The sequence below is a fragment of the Pseudoduganella danionis genome (assembly GCF_009720775.1).
Lineage (GTDB): Bacteria > Pseudomonadota > Gammaproteobacteria > Burkholderiales > Burkholderiaceae_D > Rugamonas > Rugamonas danionis.
The window spans coordinates 334,921-354,768 of record NZ_WNKW01000003.1; the positions used below are offsets into that span (position 1 = coordinate 334,921).

Genomic DNA, 19,848 nt, shown 5'->3' on the forward strand with positions numbered 1-19,848 from the left:
TTAAAATTTTAGAACTTAGTATTAGGAGTCATTAACATGGCAGTTCAACAGAACAAGAAGTCCCCATCGAAGCGCGGTATGCACCGTTCGCACGATTTCCTGGTTGCTCCACAACTGGGTATCGAGCCAACCACCGGTGAAACCCACCTGCGTCACCACATCAGCCCTAACGGCTTCTACCGTGGTCGTAAAGTCCTGAAAACCAAAAACGACGAGTAATCGACGCTTTTGCTGGACTCTGAAATAGGCGGTGCTACGTGTATAAGGCGCGCAGCATCGCTTTTTCTTTATCATCGGCTGCAATCCTGTTTGCACACCGTCATTTTGAATCGCGTAGACCGACCGCTGTTTGGTCCGCCGCCGGCCGCCGCTGGTCCTATCCGGGCTCGAGCGTGGTACTGAATCAACCCAAATGACAATCAAAATCTCTATCGACTGCATGGGCGGAGACCATGGTCCATCGGTCACTATCCCCGCAGTAATTTCCTTCCTCAAGCAACATGCTGATGCCGAACTGGTACTGGTCGGTCTGGAAGACGTATTACGCGCAGAACTTAAAAAACATCATGCAGAAGCCCATCCGCGTCTGAGCATCGTGCACGCCTCCGAGCAGGTGACCATGGATGATCCGCTGGAAGTGGCGCTGCGCCGTAAAAAAGACTCCTCGATGCGCGTGGCCATCGAGCAGGTCAAGGATGGCAAGACCCAGGCTTGCGTTTCGGCCGGTAACACGGGCGCGCTGATGGCGGTGGCCCGCTACGTGCTGAAGACCATGACGGGTGTAGATCGCCCGGCCATCTGCAGCATCATGCCTAACCAGAAGGGCGGCCCGACCTATATGCTGGATCTGGGTGCCAACGTGGATTGCGAGCCGCACCACCTGCACCAGTTCGCCATCATGGGTTCGGTCATGGTGTCGGCCATGGAAAACATCCCGCGTCCTACGCTGGGCCTGCTCAATGTCGGCACGGAAGACATCAAAGGCAACGATGTGGTCAAAGCCACCAGCAAACTGCTGCAGGCTGACCACGAGCGCGGCGCGCTGAACTTCTACGGCAATGTGGAAGGCAATGATATCTTCAAAGGCACGACCGATATCGTGGTCTGTGACGGCTTTGTGGGTAATGTCACACTCAAGGCCGTGGAAGGCGTGGCACGCTTCTTTGCTGATACGGTCAAATCGGAATTCACCCGCAACCCGCTCACCATGCTGGGCGCGCTGATCGGGCGCGGCGCACTGAACAACGTCAAGAAACGCTTGTCGCCATCGCGCTATAACGGAGCCAGTCTGCTTGGTTTGCGTGGTCTGGTGTTTAAGAGCCATGGCGGTGCCGATGCATATTCGTTTGAATGGGCGATCAAGCGCGCGTATGATGCTGCAAAAAATGATGTGTTGCCGCATATCTCGACCCTGATTTCCGAGCTCATGCCGCGCAATGCCGAAGCGCCGGAAGCACCGGCCTCAAAATAATCTGTAGTGGACGACGAGAGGGCATGACTTTGTATAGCAAAATTATCGGCACTGGCAGTTATCTGCCAGCAAAGCGCGTGACCAACCAGGAACTGGCGGATCAGCTCGCAGCCAACGGTATTGAAACTTCCGACGAGTGGATCGTCACCCGCAGCGGCATTTCGGCGCGTCACTTCGCTGAAGCCGAGCAGAAATCTTCCGATCTGGGCGTGATCGCGGCGCAGCGCGCGCTGGAGATGGCCAAGCTGCAACCTAATGATATCGATCTGATCATTCTGGCCAGTTCGACGCCGGACTTCTTCGGCAGCTTCCCCAGCACGGCCTGTATCGTGCAGCAGAAACTCGGTATCACCAACAACGGTGCAGCAGTCGACGTGCAGGCCGTGTGTTCGGGCTTTGTGTATGCCGTGTCGACGGCGGACGCTTTCATCCGTGCCGGCGTGCACAAGAACGTGCTGGTGATCGGCGCGGAAGTATTTTCGCGCATTCTGAATTTCGAAGACCGCACGACCTGCGTGCTGTTCGGCGACGGCGCTGGCGCCATCGTCATGACGGCGTCGGAAGAGCCGGGCGTGCTGGCCACCAAGCTGCACGCTGATGGTCGCAATTCCCATGTGCTGAGCGTCCCGGGCAATGTCGATGGCGGTGCTGTCGCTGGCAGTGCCTTCCTGTACATGGATGGTCCGGCCGTATTCAAGCTGGCCGTTTCCGTGCTGGAGAAAGTCGCGCACGAAACGCTGGAGAAGGCGGGCATGACGCAGGACCAGATCGACTGGCTGGTGCCACATCAAGCGAATATCCGCATCATGAGCAGCACGGGCAAGAAACTGGGCCTGTCGCCGGAAAAAATGGTGGTCACGGTAGACCAGCATGGCAACACCTCGGCTGCCTCGATTCCGCTGGCGCTGGACGTGGCCGTGCGCGATGGCCGCATCCAAAATGGCCACAACGTGATGATGGAAGGTGTGGGCGGTGGTTTCACCTGGGGCGCTGTCCTTGTTAAGATGAATGGTTTGCCAGAGGTGGGCGATAAAAAGGCTGATCTTTAGGCCTTGAATTAGAATTAGAGTTCTAACGAACTCGCCAGTAGTGCAGATGTCACGATGACATGCTAGCGTAGCGATCTACATAATCTGATGGATGAAGTAATGACTAAATTTGCTTTTGTTTTCCCTGGTCAAGGTTCGCAAGCGATCGCCATGATGGAAGGCTTTGCCGGTAATCCCGTGGTCGCCCAAACCATTGCAGAAGCGTCCGACGCGCTGCAGTTCGATCTGGGTAAGCTGATGGCCGAAGGCCCGAAAGAAGAGCTCGATCTGACCACCAATACCCAGCCTGTGATGTTGACGGCCGCTGTGGCCGTGTACCGCGCCTGGCTGGCTGCCGGCGGTCCGTTGCCGTCGCTGGTGGCAGGTCATAGTCTGGGCGAATACTCGGCGCTGGTTGCGGCCGGTGTGATCCAGTTCAAGGATGCTGTACCACTGGTGCGCTTCCGCGCACAAGCCATGCAGGAAGCCGTGCCGGTCGGGCAGGGCACCATGGCCGTGGTACTCGGTCTGAGCGACGACGATGTGCGCGCCGCGTGCAGCGAAGCGGCTGCCGCTGGCGGCGTGGTCGAAGCCGTCAACTTCAATGCGCCAGCGCAGGTGGTGATTGCCGGTGAAACGGCGGCCGTCGAGCGCGCTTGTGAAATCGCCAAGGGCAAGGGTGCCAAGCGCGCCATGAAGCTGCCGGTTTCCGCACCGTTCCACTCGTCGCTGCTCAAGCCCGCTTCGGACCGTCTGCGCGACTACATGGCGGACCTGAGCTTTGCTGCGCCGCAGATCGCGCTGATCAACAACGTCGATGTGGCTGTGCTGAATGACCCTGCCGCCATCAAGGATGCGCTGGTACGTCAGGCCGCCGCGCCTGTGCGCTGGGTGGAAACCATGCAGAAAGTGGCCGCCGAAGGCATCACCAACGTGATCGAATGCGGTCCGGGCAAGGTGCTGATGGGCCTGACCAAGCGCATCGATGGCAATCTGGTGGGCGACGCCATCACCGATCAAGCATCGCTGGAACGCGTGTTGACCTTGCTCAAATAAGCAAGCAGGTCTTCAGGCACACTCCCTACACGTCAAAGGAAACACATGAATTTAGCAAACCAAGTTGCCCTCGTTACGGGCGCATCGCGCGGCATCGGTAAAGCCATTGCCATCGAGCTGGCCCGTCAGGGCGCGCGCGTGATCGGCACGGCCACCAGCGAAGCGGGTGCCGAAGCGATTTCCGCCTATCTGGCCGAAGTCGGTGCCGAAGCGGGCAAGGGCGTGGTACTCAACGTGACTGACGCCGAGCGCTGCACGGGTCTGATCGACGAGATCAGCAAGACCTATGGTGCCGTGGGCATTCTGGTCAACAACGCCGGTATCACCATGGACCAACTGGCCATGCGCATGAAGGATGAAGAGTGGGATCAGGTGATCGCCACCAATCTGAGCGCCGTGGGCCGCATGTCGCGCGGTGTGCTGCGCGGCATGATGAAAGCCAAGACTGGCCGCATCATCAACATCACGTCCGTGGTGGCCTCGTCGGGCAACCCGGGCCAGATGAACTATGCTGCTGCCAAGGCTGGCGTAGAAGGCATGACGCGCGCACTGGCGCGTGAAATCGGCAGCCGCAACATCACCGTCAACAGTGTTGCGCCGGGCTTTATCGATACCGATATGACCAAATCGCTGGGCGAAGAGCAACACGCCGCCCTGCTGACCCAGATTCCGCTGGCCCGTCTGGGCAAGCCGGAAGACATCGCTGCGGCGGTGGCTTTCCTGGCTTCGCCACAGGCAGCCTATATTACCGGTACTACCCTGCACGTGAATGGCGGGATGTATATGAATTGATGTGTTCCGGTGAGGAAATACTCGCCGGTTCCCGTCTTTTAGCAGTGTTTTCGGCTGATTTAGCAGCAGACGCCGAAAATCGTTTTTAGGCGCGCAAACCTGATAAAATGCGCGCTTTCCGTAACAAACATAATGGAGCCATAACATGTCGGATATCGAACAACGCGTTAAGAAAATCGTCGCTGAACAACTGGGCGTCGCTGAAGCAGACATCAAGACCGAGTCCTCGTTCGTTGACGATCTCGGCGCTGACTCGCTGGACACCGTAGAGCTGGTAATGGCTCTGGAAGACGAATTCGAAATGGAAATCCCTGACGAACAAGCAGAAAAGATCACGACCGTGCAGCAAGCGATTGACTACGCTACTGCCCACGTCAAGGCCTAATTCTGCCCGATCGACTCTAGGAGAATCGCTTGAGAGGTTCTAAAAACCGTCGTGTTGTCGTCACCGGCCTCGGCTGCGTGACCCCGGTCGGCAATACCATTGCCGATTCGTGGGCCGCTATCACCGAAGGTAAGTCGGGGATCGCCAGCATCACCAAGTTTGATGCGCAAGCTTTCACCACCCAGTTCGCCGGTGAAGTCAAAGGCTTCAATATCGAGGATTACATCCCCGCTAAGGAAGCGCGCCACATGGATACCTTTATCCATTACGGCATGGCCGCCGGCATACAGTCGGTGCAGGACGCCGGCCTGGTCGTAACCGAAGAGAACGCCGATCGCATCGGCGTGATGATCGGTTCCGGTATCGGCGGCTTGCCGCTGATCGAAGAAACCAAGCAAGACTACGACAAGCGCGGTCCGCGCCGTATCTCGCCATTCTTCGTGCCTGCTTCGATCATCAATATGATCTCGGGCAATCTGTCGATCCAGTACGGCATGCGCGGTCCTAACCTGTCGATCGTGACGGCGTGCACCACCGGCCTGCACTGTATCGGCATGGCGGCCCGTCTGATCGAATACGGCGATGCCGACGTGATGATCGCTGGCGGTGCGGAATCGACCGTATCGCCACTGGGTCTGGGCGGCTTTGCTTCGGCCCGTGCTCTGTCCACCCGCAACGATGATCCAGCGACCGCTTCCCGTCCATGGGATACCGATCGTGACGGTTTCGTGCTGGGCGAAGGCGCCGGTGTGATGGTGCTGGAAGAGTACGAACACGCCAAGGCGCGCGGCGCCAAAATCTACGCGGAGCTGCTGGGCTTCGGCATGAGTGCCGATGCTTATCACATGACTTCGCCGCTGGAAGATGGCAGTGGCGGCAGCAAGTCCGTGATTGCTGCACTGGCGCATGCCGGTGTCAATCCGGATCAGGTGCAGTACCTGAATGCGCACGGTACTTCGACTCCGCTGGGCGATCTGGCTGAAGTACAGGGTATCAAGCGTACCTTCGGTGCGCACGCCAAAAACATGGTGATCAACTCGACCAAGTCGATGACGGGTCACCTGCTGGGCGGTGCCGGCGGTCTGGAAGCAGTGTTTACGGTACTGGCAGTACATCATCAGGTGTCGCCACCGACCATCAACATCTTCAACCAGGATCCGGCCTGCGATCTGGACTTCTGTGCCAATGTGGCGCGCGATATGAAGATCGAGTATGCAGTCAAGAACTCGTTCGGCTTCGGCGGCACCAACGGCAGTCTGGTCTTCGGCAAACTGTAATACCCGGTTCGGCTCCGGCCTGAACTAAATAGCGCTCACCCTGTCCAAAACAGGGTGAGCGTAAATTCGGTAGCGCTATTCCGTGCTGCCAGAATTGCCCGGCCTTGTGGCCGGCGCTTCCAAGTTTCTCCACCACTGATTTCAACTCCGCTGCGCAAGGCTGCTTGTCATGTCGATCGCTGCCAGTGTCGTATTACGCCCGTCGTTGCGCCTGCGCTGGCTGTGTGCGGGCTTGCGCTGTACCGTCTGTCTGTCGGCGCTGGCCTGTCCTGCTCAATGCTGGAGTTTGCTGTGCATCGTCATGGCAGCAGCGGCCCGCAGTGGCGCGTCGGCAGCGCTACTGCAGCTTGATATAACTGCTGGCGGCCAGTGGTACTTGTCGGTATATCAGTACAAGGCGCAGTACAAGGCGCAGTACAACGCGCAGTCCACGATCGCTGCTGCCGGCGCGGTGCCAACGTGCGTTGCGGTACGGACGGCGGGCAGGGCGGACGCGCACTATCTTCGGGCAGGTACGCTGATCTGGCCGTGCCTGTTGCTGCTGCATCTGGGTGTGCCAGGCCAGCCGGGCCGCTATCTGCTCGTGCTGGCGGACAGCGTGAGCGCAGCGGACTGGCGTGCCCTGATGCTGGCTAGTCGGGCACTGGCGGCGCGCAGCGCGCTCAAATAAAGCCGGAACTTCTTGCAGCGGGCAAACTCTATAGCTTAGGAAGCGGAGTTGCCGGCGCTGCAGACCATCGAGGAATGCAGGAGTGACAACTGAACGCGAGTGTGACGAGCGACTGGTAGAGCGGGTGCGGGATGGCGACAAGCAAGCCTTCGATATGCTGGTAGCGAAATACCAGCGCAGGCTGATGCGGCTGCTATCGCGTATCGTGCACGACCAGACGGAAGCCGAAGATGTCGTGCAGGAGACCTTTATCAAAGCCTATCGCGCCTTGCGGCACTTTCGCGGCGAATCGGCTTTCTATACATGGTTGTACCGCATAGGCATCAACACGGCGAAGAATTTTCTGGCCACGCAGGGCCGCCGTACCCCCACGTCTACCGAGATTGACGCGGAGCAAGCGGAAACCTTTGCCGAGAGCGAGCATTTGCGCGATATGAATACACCGGAATCTATGTTGGCAAGCAAGCAGATCGCCCAGACCGTGAATGCGGCCATGGATGCTTTGCCGCTGGATTTGCGCACGGCCATCGCCCTGCGCGAAATCGAAGGTCTGAGCTACGAAGAAATCTCCGCCATCATGGCCTGCCCGATAGGGACAGTGCGTAGCCGCATCTTCCGGGCACGCGAAGTGATTGCCGACAAACTGCGTCCCCTGCTCGATATGCCGGTTGACAAGCGCTGGTAGGGCAGCAATCATGGTGCTGTCGGGAAAGGCTTAGGGCTGGGCTGGAGAGTTTTTACGGGGCGGAAGGCACGATGGATATACAACGACGGATGCGCGAACACCTTTCCGCGCTGGCGGATGGCGAACTGGATGAGAGCGAGCGCGAACTGGCTCTGGCCGCTCTGGCCACAGCCGAAGGGCAGCAGCGCTGGCGCGCCTATCATCTGGTGCGTGACACGCTGCAGGCCGAAGCAACTGCAGCAGCATTACCGAGCCCTGCCTTCCAGGCCCGGCTGGCGCAACGGCTGGCCGCCGAGCCAGCCCACAGCGGGGCGGACACGCCTGATGCCGACACCCAGACTAGCACCATCTCGTCCTGAGTGGCGCCACGCTCTGGCAGGACTGTGCCGGAACACAGGTTTTCGCTTACCATAGACGATCCTGCATGCAAGGACGGCAACACCGGCCTGCATCAGTGTGCTGCGTTCCGCAACCTGTTAAAGACCGATACCTTCCATGAAAAAACAAATTTTTGTAGATCGTAAAACGCTGGGGGCGCTGGCTGTAGGCGCCTGTGTCTGGTTTTCTCCTGCCGTACTGGGCCTGACGCCCGTACAGGCTGCTGCCGCTGCCACCGGCGTCGTGGTGGGCTTGCCGAATTTCGCCGATCTGGTGGATCAGGTGGGGCCAGCCGTAGTGAATATCCGCACACTGGAACGCCCCAAGAGTGGGCGCATGGGTGGCGGCCAGATCGGCGATGAAGAAATGCAGGAGTTCTTGCGCCGTTTCTTTGGTGGTGCGCTGCCCCAGCCCGGTGGCAAGGCCGTGCCGCGTGGACGCCGTCAGGCGCCGTCCGAAGAACCGGTGCCGCGCGGCGTGGGATCCGGCTTCATCCTGTCGGCCGACGGCTATGTGATGACCAATGCTCATGTGATCGATGGCGCCGATGAAGTGCTGGTAACGCTGACGGACAAGCGTGAATTCAAGGCCAAGGTGCTGGGTGCCGATGCCAGTACCGATGTGGCCGTGCTGAAGATCGAAGGGGCGAATCTGCCTTTCCTCGTGCTGGGCAGTTCCGAAAAAATCCGCGTCGGTGAATGGGTGATCGCCATCGGTTCGCCGTTCAATCTGGAAAACACTGTGACGGCGGGCATCATTTCAGCCAAGCAGCGCGATACGGGCGAATATCTGGCCCTGATCCAGAGCGATGTGGCCGTCAATCCCGGCAATTCGGGCGGGCCGCTGATCAATATGCGCGGCGAGGTGATAGGCATTAATTCGCAGATCGCAACGCTGTCCGGTGGTTATAGCGGGATTTCGTTTGCGATTCCTATCGATGAGGCGGTGCGCGTATCCGAGCAGATCAAGAAGAGCGGCAAGGTCACGCGCGGGCGCATGGGCGTCAAGATTGCCGAAGTGAGCAAGGAAGTGGCCGAGTCGCTGGGCTTGAAGTCGGCGCAGGGCGCGCTCGTATCGCAAGTGGAGGCTGGCAGTCCGGCCGACAAGGCCGGCGTCAAGCCTGGCGATATCATCCTTAAATTCAATGGCACGCCGATCAAGCGCTCGTCCGACCTGCCGCGTCTGGTGGGCAGTACGCCGCTCGATGCCAAGCTGACGATCACACTGTGGCGTCAGGGCAAGCAGCTCGAGCTGCCTATCAGTGTGGCCGACCTCGATGGCGAGAAGCAGGCCAAGGCCAGCGGCGCCAAGGGTAAAGGCGAGGCGGCTGCGGCGGAAAAAGCTGCCGCCAACGCGCTGGGCTTGCGTGTGAGCGATCTGACTGCCGAGCAGAAGAAAACTCTGGGTGTGAACGGTGGCGTGCAGGTCGATACGGCCGAAGGGGCGGCGGCGGACGCCGGTCTGGAAGAGGGCGATGTGTTGTTGCAAGTGAATAACACGGAAATTCGCGATGTGCGCCAGTTCCAGGCCGTCGTGGCCAAGCTCGACAGTAAAAAGCCGGCCGTACTGCTGGTGCGGCGCGGCGAGCAGTCGCAATTCATTTCCATCCGTCCTGGCGTCAAATAAGGAGTCCGCAGGGTCTGCTGCCAGCGCTGGCGCCAGACCCTGTTCCAACCATGCATTTCACTCTGTATTCCCGTAGTTATTGCCATTTATGCCAGGACATGCTCGATGCCCTGATGCGTATGCAAACCCCGCAACAGCCGATTACGGTCGATGTGATCGATGTCGATGACGATCCGGCCTTGGTGGCCCGTTTCGACGAGCTGGTGCCCGTACTATTTGCCGATCTGGAACAACCCGAGCTATGCCACTATTTCCTAGATGAAGCAAAAGTCCGCGAATTGCTGGCGCGCTGATGAAAAATGATGCAAGTTGCAGGGTTTTTGTGCATCCGGTGGAGCGCAGTGCAGCATTTAGCCGCGCAAAGTAGGGCTTTCCACTCTGAAATCCGGTAAAATGCACGGGGTAAGACGTCCTGTCAGGACGTTAAGTGTTGAGTCTAGCTGTGATCAAGGCGCTCGCCAGGGCAGACAGCCCCGCTCGGAGCGCTTTTTTTGTATGGCGCGCCGGCTTTATGCCTGCGCCCGCTGTTTTGTACCCGTTTTGACTCGTTTTTGACTTGTTTTTGGCCATTTGTTAATGAATAACATACGCAATTTCTCCATCATCGCCCACATCGACCACGGTAAATCGACCCTGGCCGACCGCATCATTCAACTGTGCGGCGGTCTGTCCGAACGCGAGATGGAGGCGCAGGTGCTCGATTCTATGGATCTGGAGCGCGAGCGCGGCATTACCATCAAGGCGCAGACGGCTGCCCTGCAGTACAAGGCGCGCGATGGCAAGGTGTACAACCTGAACCTGATCGATACCCCGGGCCACGTCGACTTCTCCTACGAAGTTTCGCGCTCGCTGTCGGCCTGCGAAGGCGCGCTGCTGGTGGTGGATGCTTCGCAGGGCGTGGAAGCGCAGACCGTGGCCAACTGCTACACGGCACTCGATCTGGGCGTGGAAGTCGTGCCTGTGCTGAACAAGATCGACCTGCCGAATGCCGACCCGCCTAGCGCGATTGCGGAAATCGAAGACGTGATCGGTATCGAAGCCGGTGACGCCGTGCACTGCTCGGCCAAAACGGGTCTGGGCGTGGATGATGTGCTGGAATCCATCATCGCCAAAGTGCCGCCCCCGAAGGGCGATCCGGATGCACCGCTGCAGGCCCTGATCGTCGACTCGTGGTACGACGCCTATGTGGGCGTGGTGATGCTGGTGCGCGTTGTCAACGGCACGCTGCGTCCGAAAGACAAGATCAAGCTGATGGCCACCGACTCGGTGCAACTGGTGGAAGACATCGGCGTGTTCGCGCCCCGTTCCGTCTCGCTGCCGCAACTGTCGGCCGGTCAGGTGGGCTTTATCATCGCCGGTATCAAGGAACTGAAGGCCGCCAAAGTGGGCGATACGGTCACGCTGGCCAGCCGTCCGGCACCGGAACCGCTGCCCGGCTTCAAGGAAGTGCAGCCACAGGTGTTTGCCGGTCTGTTCCCGGTCGAAGCCAACCAGTACGACGCGCTGCGCGACTCGCTGGAAAAGCTCAAGCTCAATGACGCGGCCCTGATGTACGAGCCGGAAGTATCGCAGGCGCTGGGCTTCGGCTTCCGTTGCGGCTTCCTCGGCCTGCTGCACATGGAAATCGTGCAGGAACGTCTGGAACGCGAATTCGATATGGATCTGATCACCACGGCGCCGACCGTGGTGTACGAAGTGGAAATGCGCGACGGCAGCATTCTGAAGGTGGACAACCCTTCGCGCATGCCGGAACCGTCGAAGATCGCCGATATCCGCGAACCTATCGTCACTGTCAATCTGTACATGCCGCAGGAATACGTCGGCTCGGTGATTACCCTGTGTATCGGCAAGCGCGGCGTGCAGATGGACATGAGCTACCACGGCCGTCAGGTCAAGCTGGTGTACGAAATGCCGATGGGCGAGATCGTGCTGGACTTCTTCGACAAGCTCAAATCGACTTCGCGCGGTTACGCTTCGATGGATTACGAGTTCAAGGAATACCGTTCCTCGGACGTGGTCAAGGTCGACATGCTGATCAACAGCGAAAAAGTCGATGCGCTGGCCATCATCGTGCACCGTTCCAACAGTGCCTACCGCGGCCGTCAGGTAGCGGCCAAGATGCGCGAACTGATTCCGCGCCAGATGTTCGACGTAGCGATTCAGGCGGCCATCGGTGCCACCGTGATTTCGCGTGAAAACGTCAAGGCGCTGCGCAAGAACGTGCTGGCCAAGTGCTACGGCGGTGACGTGAGCCGTAAGAAGAAACTGCTGGAGAAGCAGAAGGCCGGTAAGAAACGTATGAAGCAAGTGGGCTCGGTGGAAATTCCACAAGAAGCCTTCCTGGCAATTTTACAAGTGGAAGAGAAATGAACCTGCAAGTGATTCTGGGCAATTTCGCTTTAATCCTGTTCATCCTGATGGTGGTGACGGGGGTGATCTGGTTCCTCGATGTATTCTATCTGGCCAAGCAGCGCCGCGCTGCGGCCGACCGTGCACTGGCCGAATACGACGCCCGTAACGCCAAGCTGACGGCGGATGGCATCAAGGTGGACAATCAGGGCAACCGCGCCGCCATTGAAGCAGGTCTGCTGCGCCAGCCTACGTGGATCGAATACTCGGGCAGCTTCTTCCCCGTGATCGCACTGGTGTTCTTCCTGCGCTCCTTCCTGTACGAACCGTTCAAGATTCCATCCTCGTCGATGGTGCCGACCCTGCTGGTAGGCGATCTGATACTGGTGAATAAGTTCACCTACGGCATACGTCTGCCCGTGATCAACCAGAAAATCATCCAGATCAACGATCCGCAGCGCGGCGATGTAATGGTGTTCAAATATCCACAGGATATGAGCCAGGATTACATCAAACGCGTGATCGGCGTGCCCGGTGATAAAATTACCTATGAAAACAAGCGCTTAACCGTGAACGGTGTGGAAGTGAAGTACACTGCGCTGGACGATTACCTGGACGATGAGCATCTGGTCTACAACAAGCAGTACACGGAGAATCTGACGGGCGTGAGCCACCGCATCCTGAACAACGAAGCGGCACCGACGCTGAATCTGGAAGGCGTGAAACAGTTCCCGTACAGCGAGAATTGCACCTACCGTTATGAAGGCTTTACTTGCGTTGTGCCAGCCGGTAATTACTTCATGATGGGCGATAACCGCGACAATAGCGCGGACAGCCGCTACTGGGGCTTTGTGCCGGACAAGAACATCGTCGGCAAGGCATTCTTCGTCTGGCTCAATCTCGGTAGCTGGCGCCGTATCGGCACCATCCACTAAGCTGTGGTGAAAGGAACGGTCATGCACACAGGGAAGCAGCGGCAGCAGGGTATCTCACTGGTCGGGCTGATTGTTTTGCTGGCCGTGGGCGGCTTTGTCGCCGTGCTGGCACTCAAAATCGTGCCCACCTATACCGAATACCGCGCCATCCAGAATGCCATCGTCAGCGCCAAGGCGGGCGGTGGTACGGTGCTGCAGATGCAGAAGTCCTTCGATGCCAGCGCCACCGTGGGCTACATCAGCGCCATCAACGGCAAGGATCTGATCATCAGCCGCGGCGAAAACGGCGAGACGGAAATCAGCTTCGCCTACGAGAAGAAAATTCCCCTGATCGGACCGGCCAGCCTGCTGCTCGAATACGAGGGCAGCACTGCCAAACATGGCATGTCCAAAGCCGACCAATAAACCGTATTAGAAAACCGACCAATCACATAATGAATCTCCAGTTACTGCAAACCCGTCTAGGCTACACGTTCCAGGATGCTGGGCTGTTACAGCAAGCCTTGACGCACCGTAGCCATAGCAGTTTGCACAACGAGCGGCTGGAGTTTCTGGGCGACTCGGTGCTGAACTGCGTGGTGGCGTCCATCCTGTACGAACGCTATGTGCAGATCGACGAGGGCGATCTGTCGCGCCTGCGCGCCAACCTCGTCAAGCAGCAATCGCTGTTCGAAATCGCCCAGAAGCTGGAACTGTCGCAGTTCCTGCGCCTCGGTGAAGGCGAACTCAAATCGGGCGGCTTCCGCCGTCCGTCTATTCTGGCTGATACGCTGGAAGCGCTGCTGGGCGCCATCTTCCTCGATGGCGGCTTCGACCCGGCGCGCGATGTGATCCGCGCGTTCTACATTCCCATTCTCGATACGGTGGACCCGCAGACGCTAGGCAAGGATGCCAAGACGCTGCTGCAGGAATTCCTGCAAAGTAAAAAAATCTCCCTGCCGCTGTACAACGTGGTCGCTACCCATGGCGCTGCGCACAGTCAGGAATTCGAAATCGAATGTCTGGTGCCCAAGCTGGGCATACAGGTATTTGGCCGCGGCGGTAGCCGTCGTGCCGGTGAACAGGCCGCTGCCAAGCTGGCGCTGGAAGTGGCCGAACAGGCGCTGGTGAAAACCCCGGGCGCTGCGCGCAAGGCCAAGCCCCGTGCGGCCCAGCTCAAGCTGGCCGGCATCGCCACCGTGCAGTCGAGCGAACCGAGTTCGCCTGCACCTGGCCCAGCACCGGCAGGCACCACCAAAGCGGCCAACAAGTAAAGAGGCATTATGACTACCGACACCAACGCTCCGTTCCGCTGCGGCTATATCGCCATCGTGGGCCGCCCCAATGTGGGCAAATCGACCCTGATGAATACCCTGATCGGCGCCAAGGTCAGCATCACTTCGCGCAAGGCGCAGACCACGCGCCACCGCATCACCGGCATCCAGACCTATGATGATGCCCAGCTCATCTACGTCGATACGCCGGGCTTCCAGACCCGTCACGCCAATGCGCTGAACAAGACGCTCAACAAGACCGTCACCAATACGCTGATTTCGTCGGACCTGATTCTGTTCGTGATCGAAGCCGGCACCTTCGGCCCGGCCGACCAGCAGGTGCTCGATCTGCTGCCGACCGAAGTGCCGGTGCTGCTGGTGATTAACAAAGCTGACCGTGTGAAAGACAAGGCCGTGCTGCTGCCGTTCGCCCAGCAGGTGGCGGCCAAGTTCAACTTCGCCGCCATCGTGCCGGTGTCGGCCAAGCTGCGCTTCCAGCTCGACGGTCTGGAAAAGGAAATCAAGCGCTTCCTGCCCGAGAACGAGCCTATCTTCGGACCGGACGATATCACTGACCGCAGCGAGAAATTCCTCGCCTCGGAAATCGTGCGCGAGAAGCTGTTCCGCTTCGTCGGCGACGAACTGCCTTACACCAGCACGGTGATGATCGAAAAATTCGAGCAGGAGGGCGATCTGCGCCGCGTGTTCGCCGCGATTTTGGTCGAACGCGACACCCACAAGTCCATGATCATCGGTAACAAGGGCGCGCGTCTGAAAGAGGTTTCGACGCAAGCGCGTCTGGACATGGAAAAGCTGTTCGGCGGCCCCGTGTATCTGGAAATCTGGGTCAAGGTCAAATCCGGCTGGGCCGACAACGAAGCAGGGCTGCGCGCCTACGGCTACGAATAACAGAGGGACGATGTCCAACATCACGCTCGAGGCCGACAATACAGCGGCTGGCGCCAGTGCGGCGCCGGCAGCGGCGCAGCGTGAGCAAGTGGCGGAAAGCCCCGCGGCCTATGCTGCCGCCGCTGCGGCCGCTCCTGCAACCGCCGTGGCGACTGAAGCCACCACAGCCCCTGCAGTTGCTGCAGCCAGAAAATCTTCCCGTGCACCGACGCGCGAGCGCACCGTTGGCACCAAGGTGGCCGGCCAGCCAGCCTTTGTGCTGCATAGTTATCCCTACAAAGAAACCAGCCTGATCATCGATCTGTTCACGCGCGACTATGGCCGCGTGGCGCTGATCGCCAAGGGCGCCAAACGTCCCCATTCGCAACTGCGCGGCGTGCTGCAGACCTTCCAGCCACTGTCCTCTAGCTGGGTCGGCAAATCGGAATTACGTACGCTGACCGATGCCGAATGGGTAGGCGGCATGCTGCCGCTGGAAAAGACCGCACTGCTGTGCGGCTTCTATCTGAACGAACTGCTGGTCAAACTGCTGGCGCGCGATGATGCCCATCCGGCCCTGTTCGACCATTACGTGGCTACCCTCAACCAGCTGGCGCATAATGAACCGCCCACCATCGTGCTGCGCAAATTCGAGCGCGCGCTATTGAAAGAGACCGGGGTGGCCGCAGATCTGACCCGCTGTACCGATACCCGCAGCACGGTGCAGGCCGATGTGGTGTATGTGGTCGATCCCGAACGGGGCCCGCGGCCCCAGCGCGCCGCCGATATCTGGCCCGGCGTGGCAGGCAAGACCCTGCTCGACATGGAGCGCGAAGATTATCAGGACGGCGCCACGCAGTCCCAGAGCAAACAGTTAATGCGGTTCCTGCTGGCCCACCATCTGGGCGGCGCACCGCTGAATACGCGGCAGATCCTGATCGACCTGCTGCAGTTATAAACCAGATAAACGGTATACACCATGAGCTTTCTGCAACCTGTAGGCACCATCATTGATCTCGGCGTGAACATCGACCACGTCGCCACGCTGCGCAATGCGCGCGGCACCAGCTATCCCGATCCCATCCGCGCTGCGTTGCTGGCCGAGCAGGCCGGGGCTGACTGCATCACGCTGCACCTGCGCGAAGACCGCCGCCATATCAAGGATGCCGACGTGATCGCGCTGGCGCCGCAACTGCTCACGCGCATGAATCTGGAAGCGGCCGTAACGCAGGAAATGATCGATTTCGCCTGCCGCATCAAGCCGGCCGATGTCTGTCTGGTGCCGGAAAAGCGCACCGAAGTGACTACCGAAGGCGGACTCGATGTGGTGACCCATTACAAGGCGGTGGAAGCGGCCGTCAAGCAGCTGCAGGCCGAAGGCATACGCGTCAGCCTGTTCATCGATGCGGATGAAGCGCAGATGGATGCCACGGCCGCCATCGGCGCCCCCGTGATCGAACTGCACACGGGCCGCTATGCCGATACGGCAGGCGCAGAGCAGGCGGCGGAGCTGGAGCGCATCAAGCGCGGCGCGCTGTATGGCGTAGCCAAAGGCCTGAAGGTGAATGCCGGCCATGGCCTGCATTACACCAATGTGCAGGCGATAGCGGCCATCGCTGAAATCGCCGAACTGAATATCGGCCATGCCATCGTCGGCCATGCCGTGTTCGTGGGCTGGGAAAACGCCGTGCGCGAAATGAAGGCCATCATGCTGGCCACCCGTCTGGGCACGCGCGCATGATTTACGGCATAGGCACCGATATCTGCAAGATACCACGCATAGAAGCGTCGCTGGCGCGCTATGGCGACCGCTTTGCGCGCAAGATACTGGGACCGCAGGAGATGGAAAAGTATCTGGCCCGTAAAGCCAGAAGCGCGTCACGCGGGGTGCGGTTTGTGGCTACCCGTTTCGCCGCCAAGGAAGCGTTTTCCAAGGCCATAGGGCTGGGCATGCGCATGCCGATGACGTGGACGGCGGCACAGATGCTGAATGCTCCCAGCGGCAAGCCGGTGATCGTCTGCAGTGGCGCGCTGCAGGAATTCATGCAGCGGCATAGACTGTCGGCACAGGTGACGATCAGTGATGAAGAAGAGTATGCGGTGGCGTTTGTGATCGTCGAGCAGGCCGCATGAGCGGCGTGCGGTGTGTGGCTTGAGTGTGGTGAATTCTAGATGAGCGAAGTGGAAGATAGCGCGCCTGATGCGCGTGCACAGGTGCTGGCCACGGTGGCCAGGCTGCCCAATCTGCCGGGCGTGTACCGCTATTTCGATGCGGAAGACAAGGTGCTGTATGTGGGCAAGGCGCGCGATCTGAAGAAGCGCGTGTCGAGCTACTTCCAGAAGAACCTGAGCAGCCCGCGCATCGCCATGATGGTGGAACGTATCGCGCGGCTGGAAACCACCGTCACCCATAGCGAGGCGGAAGCGCTGATCCTTGAAAATAACCTGATCAAGGCGCTCAGCCCCCGCTTCAATATCCTGTTCCGCGATGATAAGTCCTATCCGTATCTGAAGATCACGGGCGGCGAGGCACCGCGCATGGTGTATTACCGTGGCGCGGTCGATCGCAAGAACCAGTATTTCGGGCCTTTCCCCAGTTCGTGGGCCGTCAAGGAATCCATGCAGATATTGCAGAAGGTATTCCGCCTGCGCACCTGCGAAGACAGCGTGTACAGCAACCGCACGCGGCCCTGTCTGCTCAACCAGATCGGCCGCTGTAGCGGCCCCTGTGTGGACCTGATCAGCAAGGAAGACTATCAGGCCGACGTCGACAATGCGGCGCGCTTCCTGCGCGGGCGCCAGACCGAGATACTCGACGAGCTGGAAAAGAAGATGCACGCCTATGCGGCCGAGCTGAAGTTCGAGCAGGCGGCCACCGTGCGTAACCAGATCCAGTCGCTCTCGCGCGTGCTGCACCAGCAGAGCATGGAAACCACGGGCGACGCCGATGTGGATATTCTGGCGGTACTGGTGCAGGGTGGCCGTGCCTGCGTCAATCTGGCCATGGTACGCGGCGGGCGCCATTTGGGCGACCGGGCCTACTTCCCCAACCATATCGGCGATGCGGCAGCGATTGCCGACCAGCCGCTGGAAGTGGAAGTGCTGGCCGCCTTCCTGGTCCAGCATTACACCGAGAAGTTCATCCCCGGTACGCTGATTCTCAACATCGAATTCGACCAGCCGGCGCTGATGCTGGCGCTGCAGGAGCAGTGCGGCCACCGTATCCATCTGGTGTTCCAGCCGCAGGACCAGCGCCGCAAATGGCTGGAGCTGGCGCAGAAGGGCGCCGAGATTTCGCTGGCGCGCTTGCTGTCGGAGCAGGGTTCGCAGCAGTCGCGCACGCGTGCACTGGTGGAGGCGCTGTCGCTGGAGCCGGAAGATATCGACACGCTGCGCATCGAGTGCTTTGATATCTCGCACACGCAGGGCGAAGCTACCCAGGCTTCGTGCGTGGTGTTCCATCACCACCAGATGCAGAACGGCGAGTACCGCCGCTACAACATCAACGACATCACGCCGGGCGACGATTACGCCGCCATGCGCCAGGTGCTGATGCGCCGCTACGAAAAAGTGGCGAACGGTGATGGCGTGATGCCGGACGTGGTGCTGATTGATGGCGGCAAAGGCCAGATTGAAATGGCGCGTCAGGTGTTTGCCGAGCTGGGGCTGGATATCAGCCTGATCGTCGGCGTGGCCAAAGGCGAAGGCCGCCGCGTGGGGCTGGAAACGCTGATGTTTGTCGATGGTCGCGAGGCGCAGGAGCTGGGCAAGGAATCGGCTGCGCTGATGCTGGTGGCGCAGATCCGCGACGAGGCGCACCGCTTCGCCATTACGGGCATGCGTGCCAAGCGCGCCAAGACGCGCCAGACTTCGCGCCTCGAAGAAATCGAAGGCATAGGCGCCAAGCGGCGCCAGCGCCTGCTGGCCCGCTTCGGTGGACTGCGCGGCGTGGTCGATGCCAGCGTGGAGGACCTGAAGCAGGTGGAAGGCATCTCGCAGGCACTGGCCGAGGAAATCTACCGCCAGCTACACTGAAGCCTGCCTCTATGCGCAGTCTCTACAGTGTGCTGGTTTAATGTGCCATAGCAAGGTAGACTAGCGGCGCATTGCCCAATTCACGATAGCCGATTATTTATGCCTTTTAATATTCCGATCCTGTTGACCTGGTTGCGCGTGGCGCTGATTCCGCTGGTAGTCGGCGTCTATTATCTGCCCACCACGGTGCTGCCGGTAGCTGACCAGAATCTGGCGGCCACCATGGTCTTCATCGTCGCGGCGGTGACGGACTGGTTTGACGGTTTTCTGGCGCGGCGCTGGAACCAGACTTCGGCTTTTGGTGCCTTCCTCGATCCGGTGGCGGACAAGCTGATGGTGGCCGGCGCCTTGCTGGTGCTGGTGCAGCTCGATAGAGCCAATGCCGTGCTGTCCTTCATCATCATTGGCCGCGAGATTGCCATTTCCGCGCTGCGCGAATGGATGGCGCAGATCGGCGCTTCCAAGTCGGTGGCGGTCAGCTCGCTCGGTAAAATCAAAACCACCGCGCAGATGATGGCGATTCCGCTGCTGCTGTTCCATGACGTGCTGTGGGGCGCCATCGATAGCCAGTTCTGGGGCGCGCGCCTGCTGGAAGTGGCTGCCGTGCTGACTGTGTGGTCGATGTTCTACTATCTGCGTCTGGCCTGGCCGCTGATCAAGGAAAAGTCCGGCCAGCTGTAAGGGCAGGGCGGGCCGGATTAAATAGGCTAAATGATATTCAATATTTTTGCTTAAACAAAAGATTGCCATTGACAGCCAGCGTAGTTCCTCTATAATGCTGGCCTGTTGTTGATGACGACGACGCGGGAGTAGCTCAGTTGGTAGAGCGCAACCTTGCCAAGGTTGAGGTCGAGAGTTCGAGACTCTTCTCCCGCTCCAAAGCATCGATAACGTGGCACTAGCAAGTTTTAAAGCTGAGTGCTAAAATGTTGGACTCCAATGCGGGAGTAGCTCAGTTGGTAGAGCGCAACCTTGCCAAGGTTGAGGTCGAGAGTTCGAGACTCTTCTCCCGCTCCAGTT

22 protein-coding genes and 2 tRNA genes are annotated in these 19,848 nt (G+C 59.4%); all 24 read left to right on the top strand.

Features of this window, described 5'->3' with window-relative positions:
- Nucleotides 1-36: 36 nt before the first annotated feature.
- Complete coding sequence (gene rpmF, locus GM655_RS13120; protein WP_008449924.1) at nucleotides 37-219, top strand: 50S ribosomal protein L32; 183 nt, start codon at nucleotides 37-39, stop codon at nucleotides 217-219.
- A 193-nt stretch (nucleotides 220-412) separates the two neighbouring features.
- Nucleotides 413-1,471, top strand: coding sequence for a phosphate acyltransferase PlsX (gene plsX, locus GM655_RS13125; protein WP_155435115.1), 1,059 nt, complete (start codon nucleotides 413-415; stop codon nucleotides 1,469-1,471).
- A 23-nt stretch (nucleotides 1,472-1,494) separates the two neighbouring features.
- Nucleotides 1,495-2,520, top strand: coding sequence for a beta-ketoacyl-ACP synthase III (locus GM655_RS13130; RefSeq protein ID WP_155435116.1), 1,026 nt, complete (start codon nucleotides 1,495-1,497; stop codon nucleotides 2,518-2,520).
- Between the two features lie 99 nt (nucleotides 2,521-2,619).
- Nucleotides 2,620-3,555 carry an ACP S-malonyltransferase gene (fabD, locus tag GM655_RS13135; RefSeq protein ID WP_155435117.1) on the top strand — a complete coding sequence of 312 codons (936 nt, stop codon included), beginning with the start codon at nucleotides 2,620-2,622 and terminating at the stop codon, nucleotides 3,553-3,555.
- A gap of 45 nt (nucleotides 3,556-3,600) precedes the next feature.
- A complete protein-coding gene (fabG, locus tag GM655_RS13140) occupies nucleotides 3,601-4,347 on the top strand; it encodes a 3-oxoacyl-ACP reductase FabG (RefSeq protein ID WP_155435118.1) in 747 nt (248 codons plus the stop codon).
- A 145-nt stretch (nucleotides 4,348-4,492) separates the two neighbouring features.
- On the top strand, nucleotides 4,493-4,732 hold the full coding sequence (acpP, locus tag GM655_RS13145; RefSeq protein ID WP_055936274.1) for an acyl carrier protein: 240 nt from the start codon (nucleotides 4,493-4,495) through the stop codon (nucleotides 4,730-4,732).
- Between the two features lie 29 nt (nucleotides 4,733-4,761).
- Nucleotides 4,762-6,009: a beta-ketoacyl-ACP synthase II gene (fabF, locus tag GM655_RS13150; RefSeq protein ID WP_155435119.1), complete on the top strand. Its 1,248-nt coding sequence runs from the start codon at nucleotides 4,762-4,764 to the stop codon at nucleotides 6,007-6,009.
- A gap of 169 nt (nucleotides 6,010-6,178) precedes the next feature.
- Complete coding sequence (locus GM655_RS13155) at nucleotides 6,179-6,679, top strand: protein YgfX (protein ID WP_155435120.1); 501 nt, start codon at nucleotides 6,179-6,181, stop codon at nucleotides 6,677-6,679.
- 82 nt (nucleotides 6,680-6,761) lie between these two features.
- Nucleotides 6,762-7,364: an RNA polymerase sigma factor RpoE gene (gene rpoE / locus GM655_RS13160; protein ID WP_161034994.1), complete on the top strand. Its 603-nt coding sequence runs from the start codon at nucleotides 6,762-6,764 to the stop codon at nucleotides 7,362-7,364.
- Between the two features lie 71 nt (nucleotides 7,365-7,435).
- On the top strand, nucleotides 7,436-7,723 hold the full coding sequence (locus GM655_RS13165; RefSeq protein ID WP_155435121.1) for a sigma-E factor negative regulatory protein: 288 nt from the start codon (nucleotides 7,436-7,438) through the stop codon (nucleotides 7,721-7,723).
- A 136-nt stretch (nucleotides 7,724-7,859) separates the two neighbouring features.
- Nucleotides 7,860-9,368 (top strand): Do family serine endopeptidase, encoded by a 1,509-nt coding sequence (locus tag GM655_RS13170; protein WP_155435122.1) that lies wholly within the window; start codon nucleotides 7,860-7,862, stop codon nucleotides 9,366-9,368.
- 50 nt (nucleotides 9,369-9,418) lie between these two features.
- Nucleotides 9,419-9,661, top strand: a complete 243-nt coding sequence (locus GM655_RS13175) for a glutaredoxin family protein (protein WP_155435123.1) — start codon at nucleotides 9,419-9,421, stop codon at nucleotides 9,659-9,661.
- A 283-nt stretch (nucleotides 9,662-9,944) separates the two neighbouring features.
- A complete protein-coding gene (gene lepA, locus GM655_RS13180; RefSeq protein ID WP_155435124.1) occupies nucleotides 9,945-11,738 on the top strand; it encodes a translation elongation factor 4 in 1,794 nt (597 codons plus the stop codon).
- Nucleotides 11,735-12,652 carry a signal peptidase I gene (gene lepB, locus GM655_RS13185; RefSeq protein ID WP_155435125.1) on the top strand — a complete coding sequence of 306 codons (918 nt, stop codon included), beginning with the start codon at nucleotides 11,735-11,737 and terminating at the stop codon, nucleotides 12,650-12,652. The genes lepA and lepB overlap by 4 nt, the downstream gene beginning before the upstream one ends.
- Nucleotides 12,653-12,673: 21 nt before the next feature.
- The gene (locus tag GM655_RS13190) at nucleotides 12,674-13,057 is read left to right on the top strand and encodes a DUF4845 domain-containing protein (protein WP_155435126.1); all 384 of its coding nucleotides are present in this window, start codon (nucleotides 12,674-12,676) and stop codon (nucleotides 13,055-13,057) included.
- Nucleotides 13,058-13,086: 29 nt separating this feature from the next.
- Nucleotides 13,087-13,905 (top strand): ribonuclease III, encoded by an 819-nt coding sequence (gene rnc, locus GM655_RS13195; protein WP_155435127.1) that lies wholly within the window; start codon nucleotides 13,087-13,089, stop codon nucleotides 13,903-13,905.
- 9 nt (nucleotides 13,906-13,914) lie between these two features.
- The gene (gene era, locus GM655_RS13200) at nucleotides 13,915-14,814 is read left to right on the top strand and encodes a GTPase Era (RefSeq protein ID WP_155435128.1); all 900 of its coding nucleotides are present in this window, start codon (nucleotides 13,915-13,917) and stop codon (nucleotides 14,812-14,814) included.
- A gap of 10 nt (nucleotides 14,815-14,824) precedes the next feature.
- Entirely contained in the window at nucleotides 14,825-15,751 is a 927-nt protein-coding gene (gene recO / locus GM655_RS13205; protein WP_155435129.1) for a DNA repair protein RecO, read from the top strand.
- Between the two features lie 21 nt (nucleotides 15,752-15,772).
- Nucleotides 15,773-16,534 (top strand): pyridoxine 5'-phosphate synthase, encoded by a 762-nt coding sequence (pdxJ, locus tag GM655_RS13210; RefSeq protein ID WP_155435130.1) that lies wholly within the window; start codon nucleotides 15,773-15,775, stop codon nucleotides 16,532-16,534.
- Nucleotides 16,531-16,926: a holo-ACP synthase gene (gene acpS / locus GM655_RS13215; RefSeq protein WP_155435131.1), complete on the top strand. Its 396-nt coding sequence runs from the start codon at nucleotides 16,531-16,533 to the stop codon at nucleotides 16,924-16,926. Before pdxJ ends, acpS begins: the two co-directional genes overlap by 4 nt.
- 39 nt (nucleotides 16,927-16,965) lie before the next feature.
- The gene (uvrC, locus tag GM655_RS13220) at nucleotides 16,966-18,828 is read left to right on the top strand and encodes an excinuclease ABC subunit UvrC (RefSeq protein WP_155435132.1); all 1,863 of its coding nucleotides are present in this window, start codon (nucleotides 16,966-16,968) and stop codon (nucleotides 18,826-18,828) included.
- Between the two features lie 99 nt (nucleotides 18,829-18,927).
- Nucleotides 18,928-19,509: a CDP-diacylglycerol--glycerol-3-phosphate 3-phosphatidyltransferase gene (pgsA, locus tag GM655_RS13225; RefSeq protein ID WP_155435133.1), complete on the top strand. Its 582-nt coding sequence runs from the start codon at nucleotides 18,928-18,930 to the stop codon at nucleotides 19,507-19,509.
- A gap of 122 nt (nucleotides 19,510-19,631) precedes the next feature.
- A tRNA-Gly gene (locus GM655_RS13230) sits at nucleotides 19,632-19,707 on the top strand.
- 62 nt (nucleotides 19,708-19,769) lie between these two features.
- Nucleotides 19,770-19,845 (top strand) — tRNA-Gly (locus tag GM655_RS13235).
- Nucleotides 19,846-19,848: the final 3 nt, after the last annotated feature.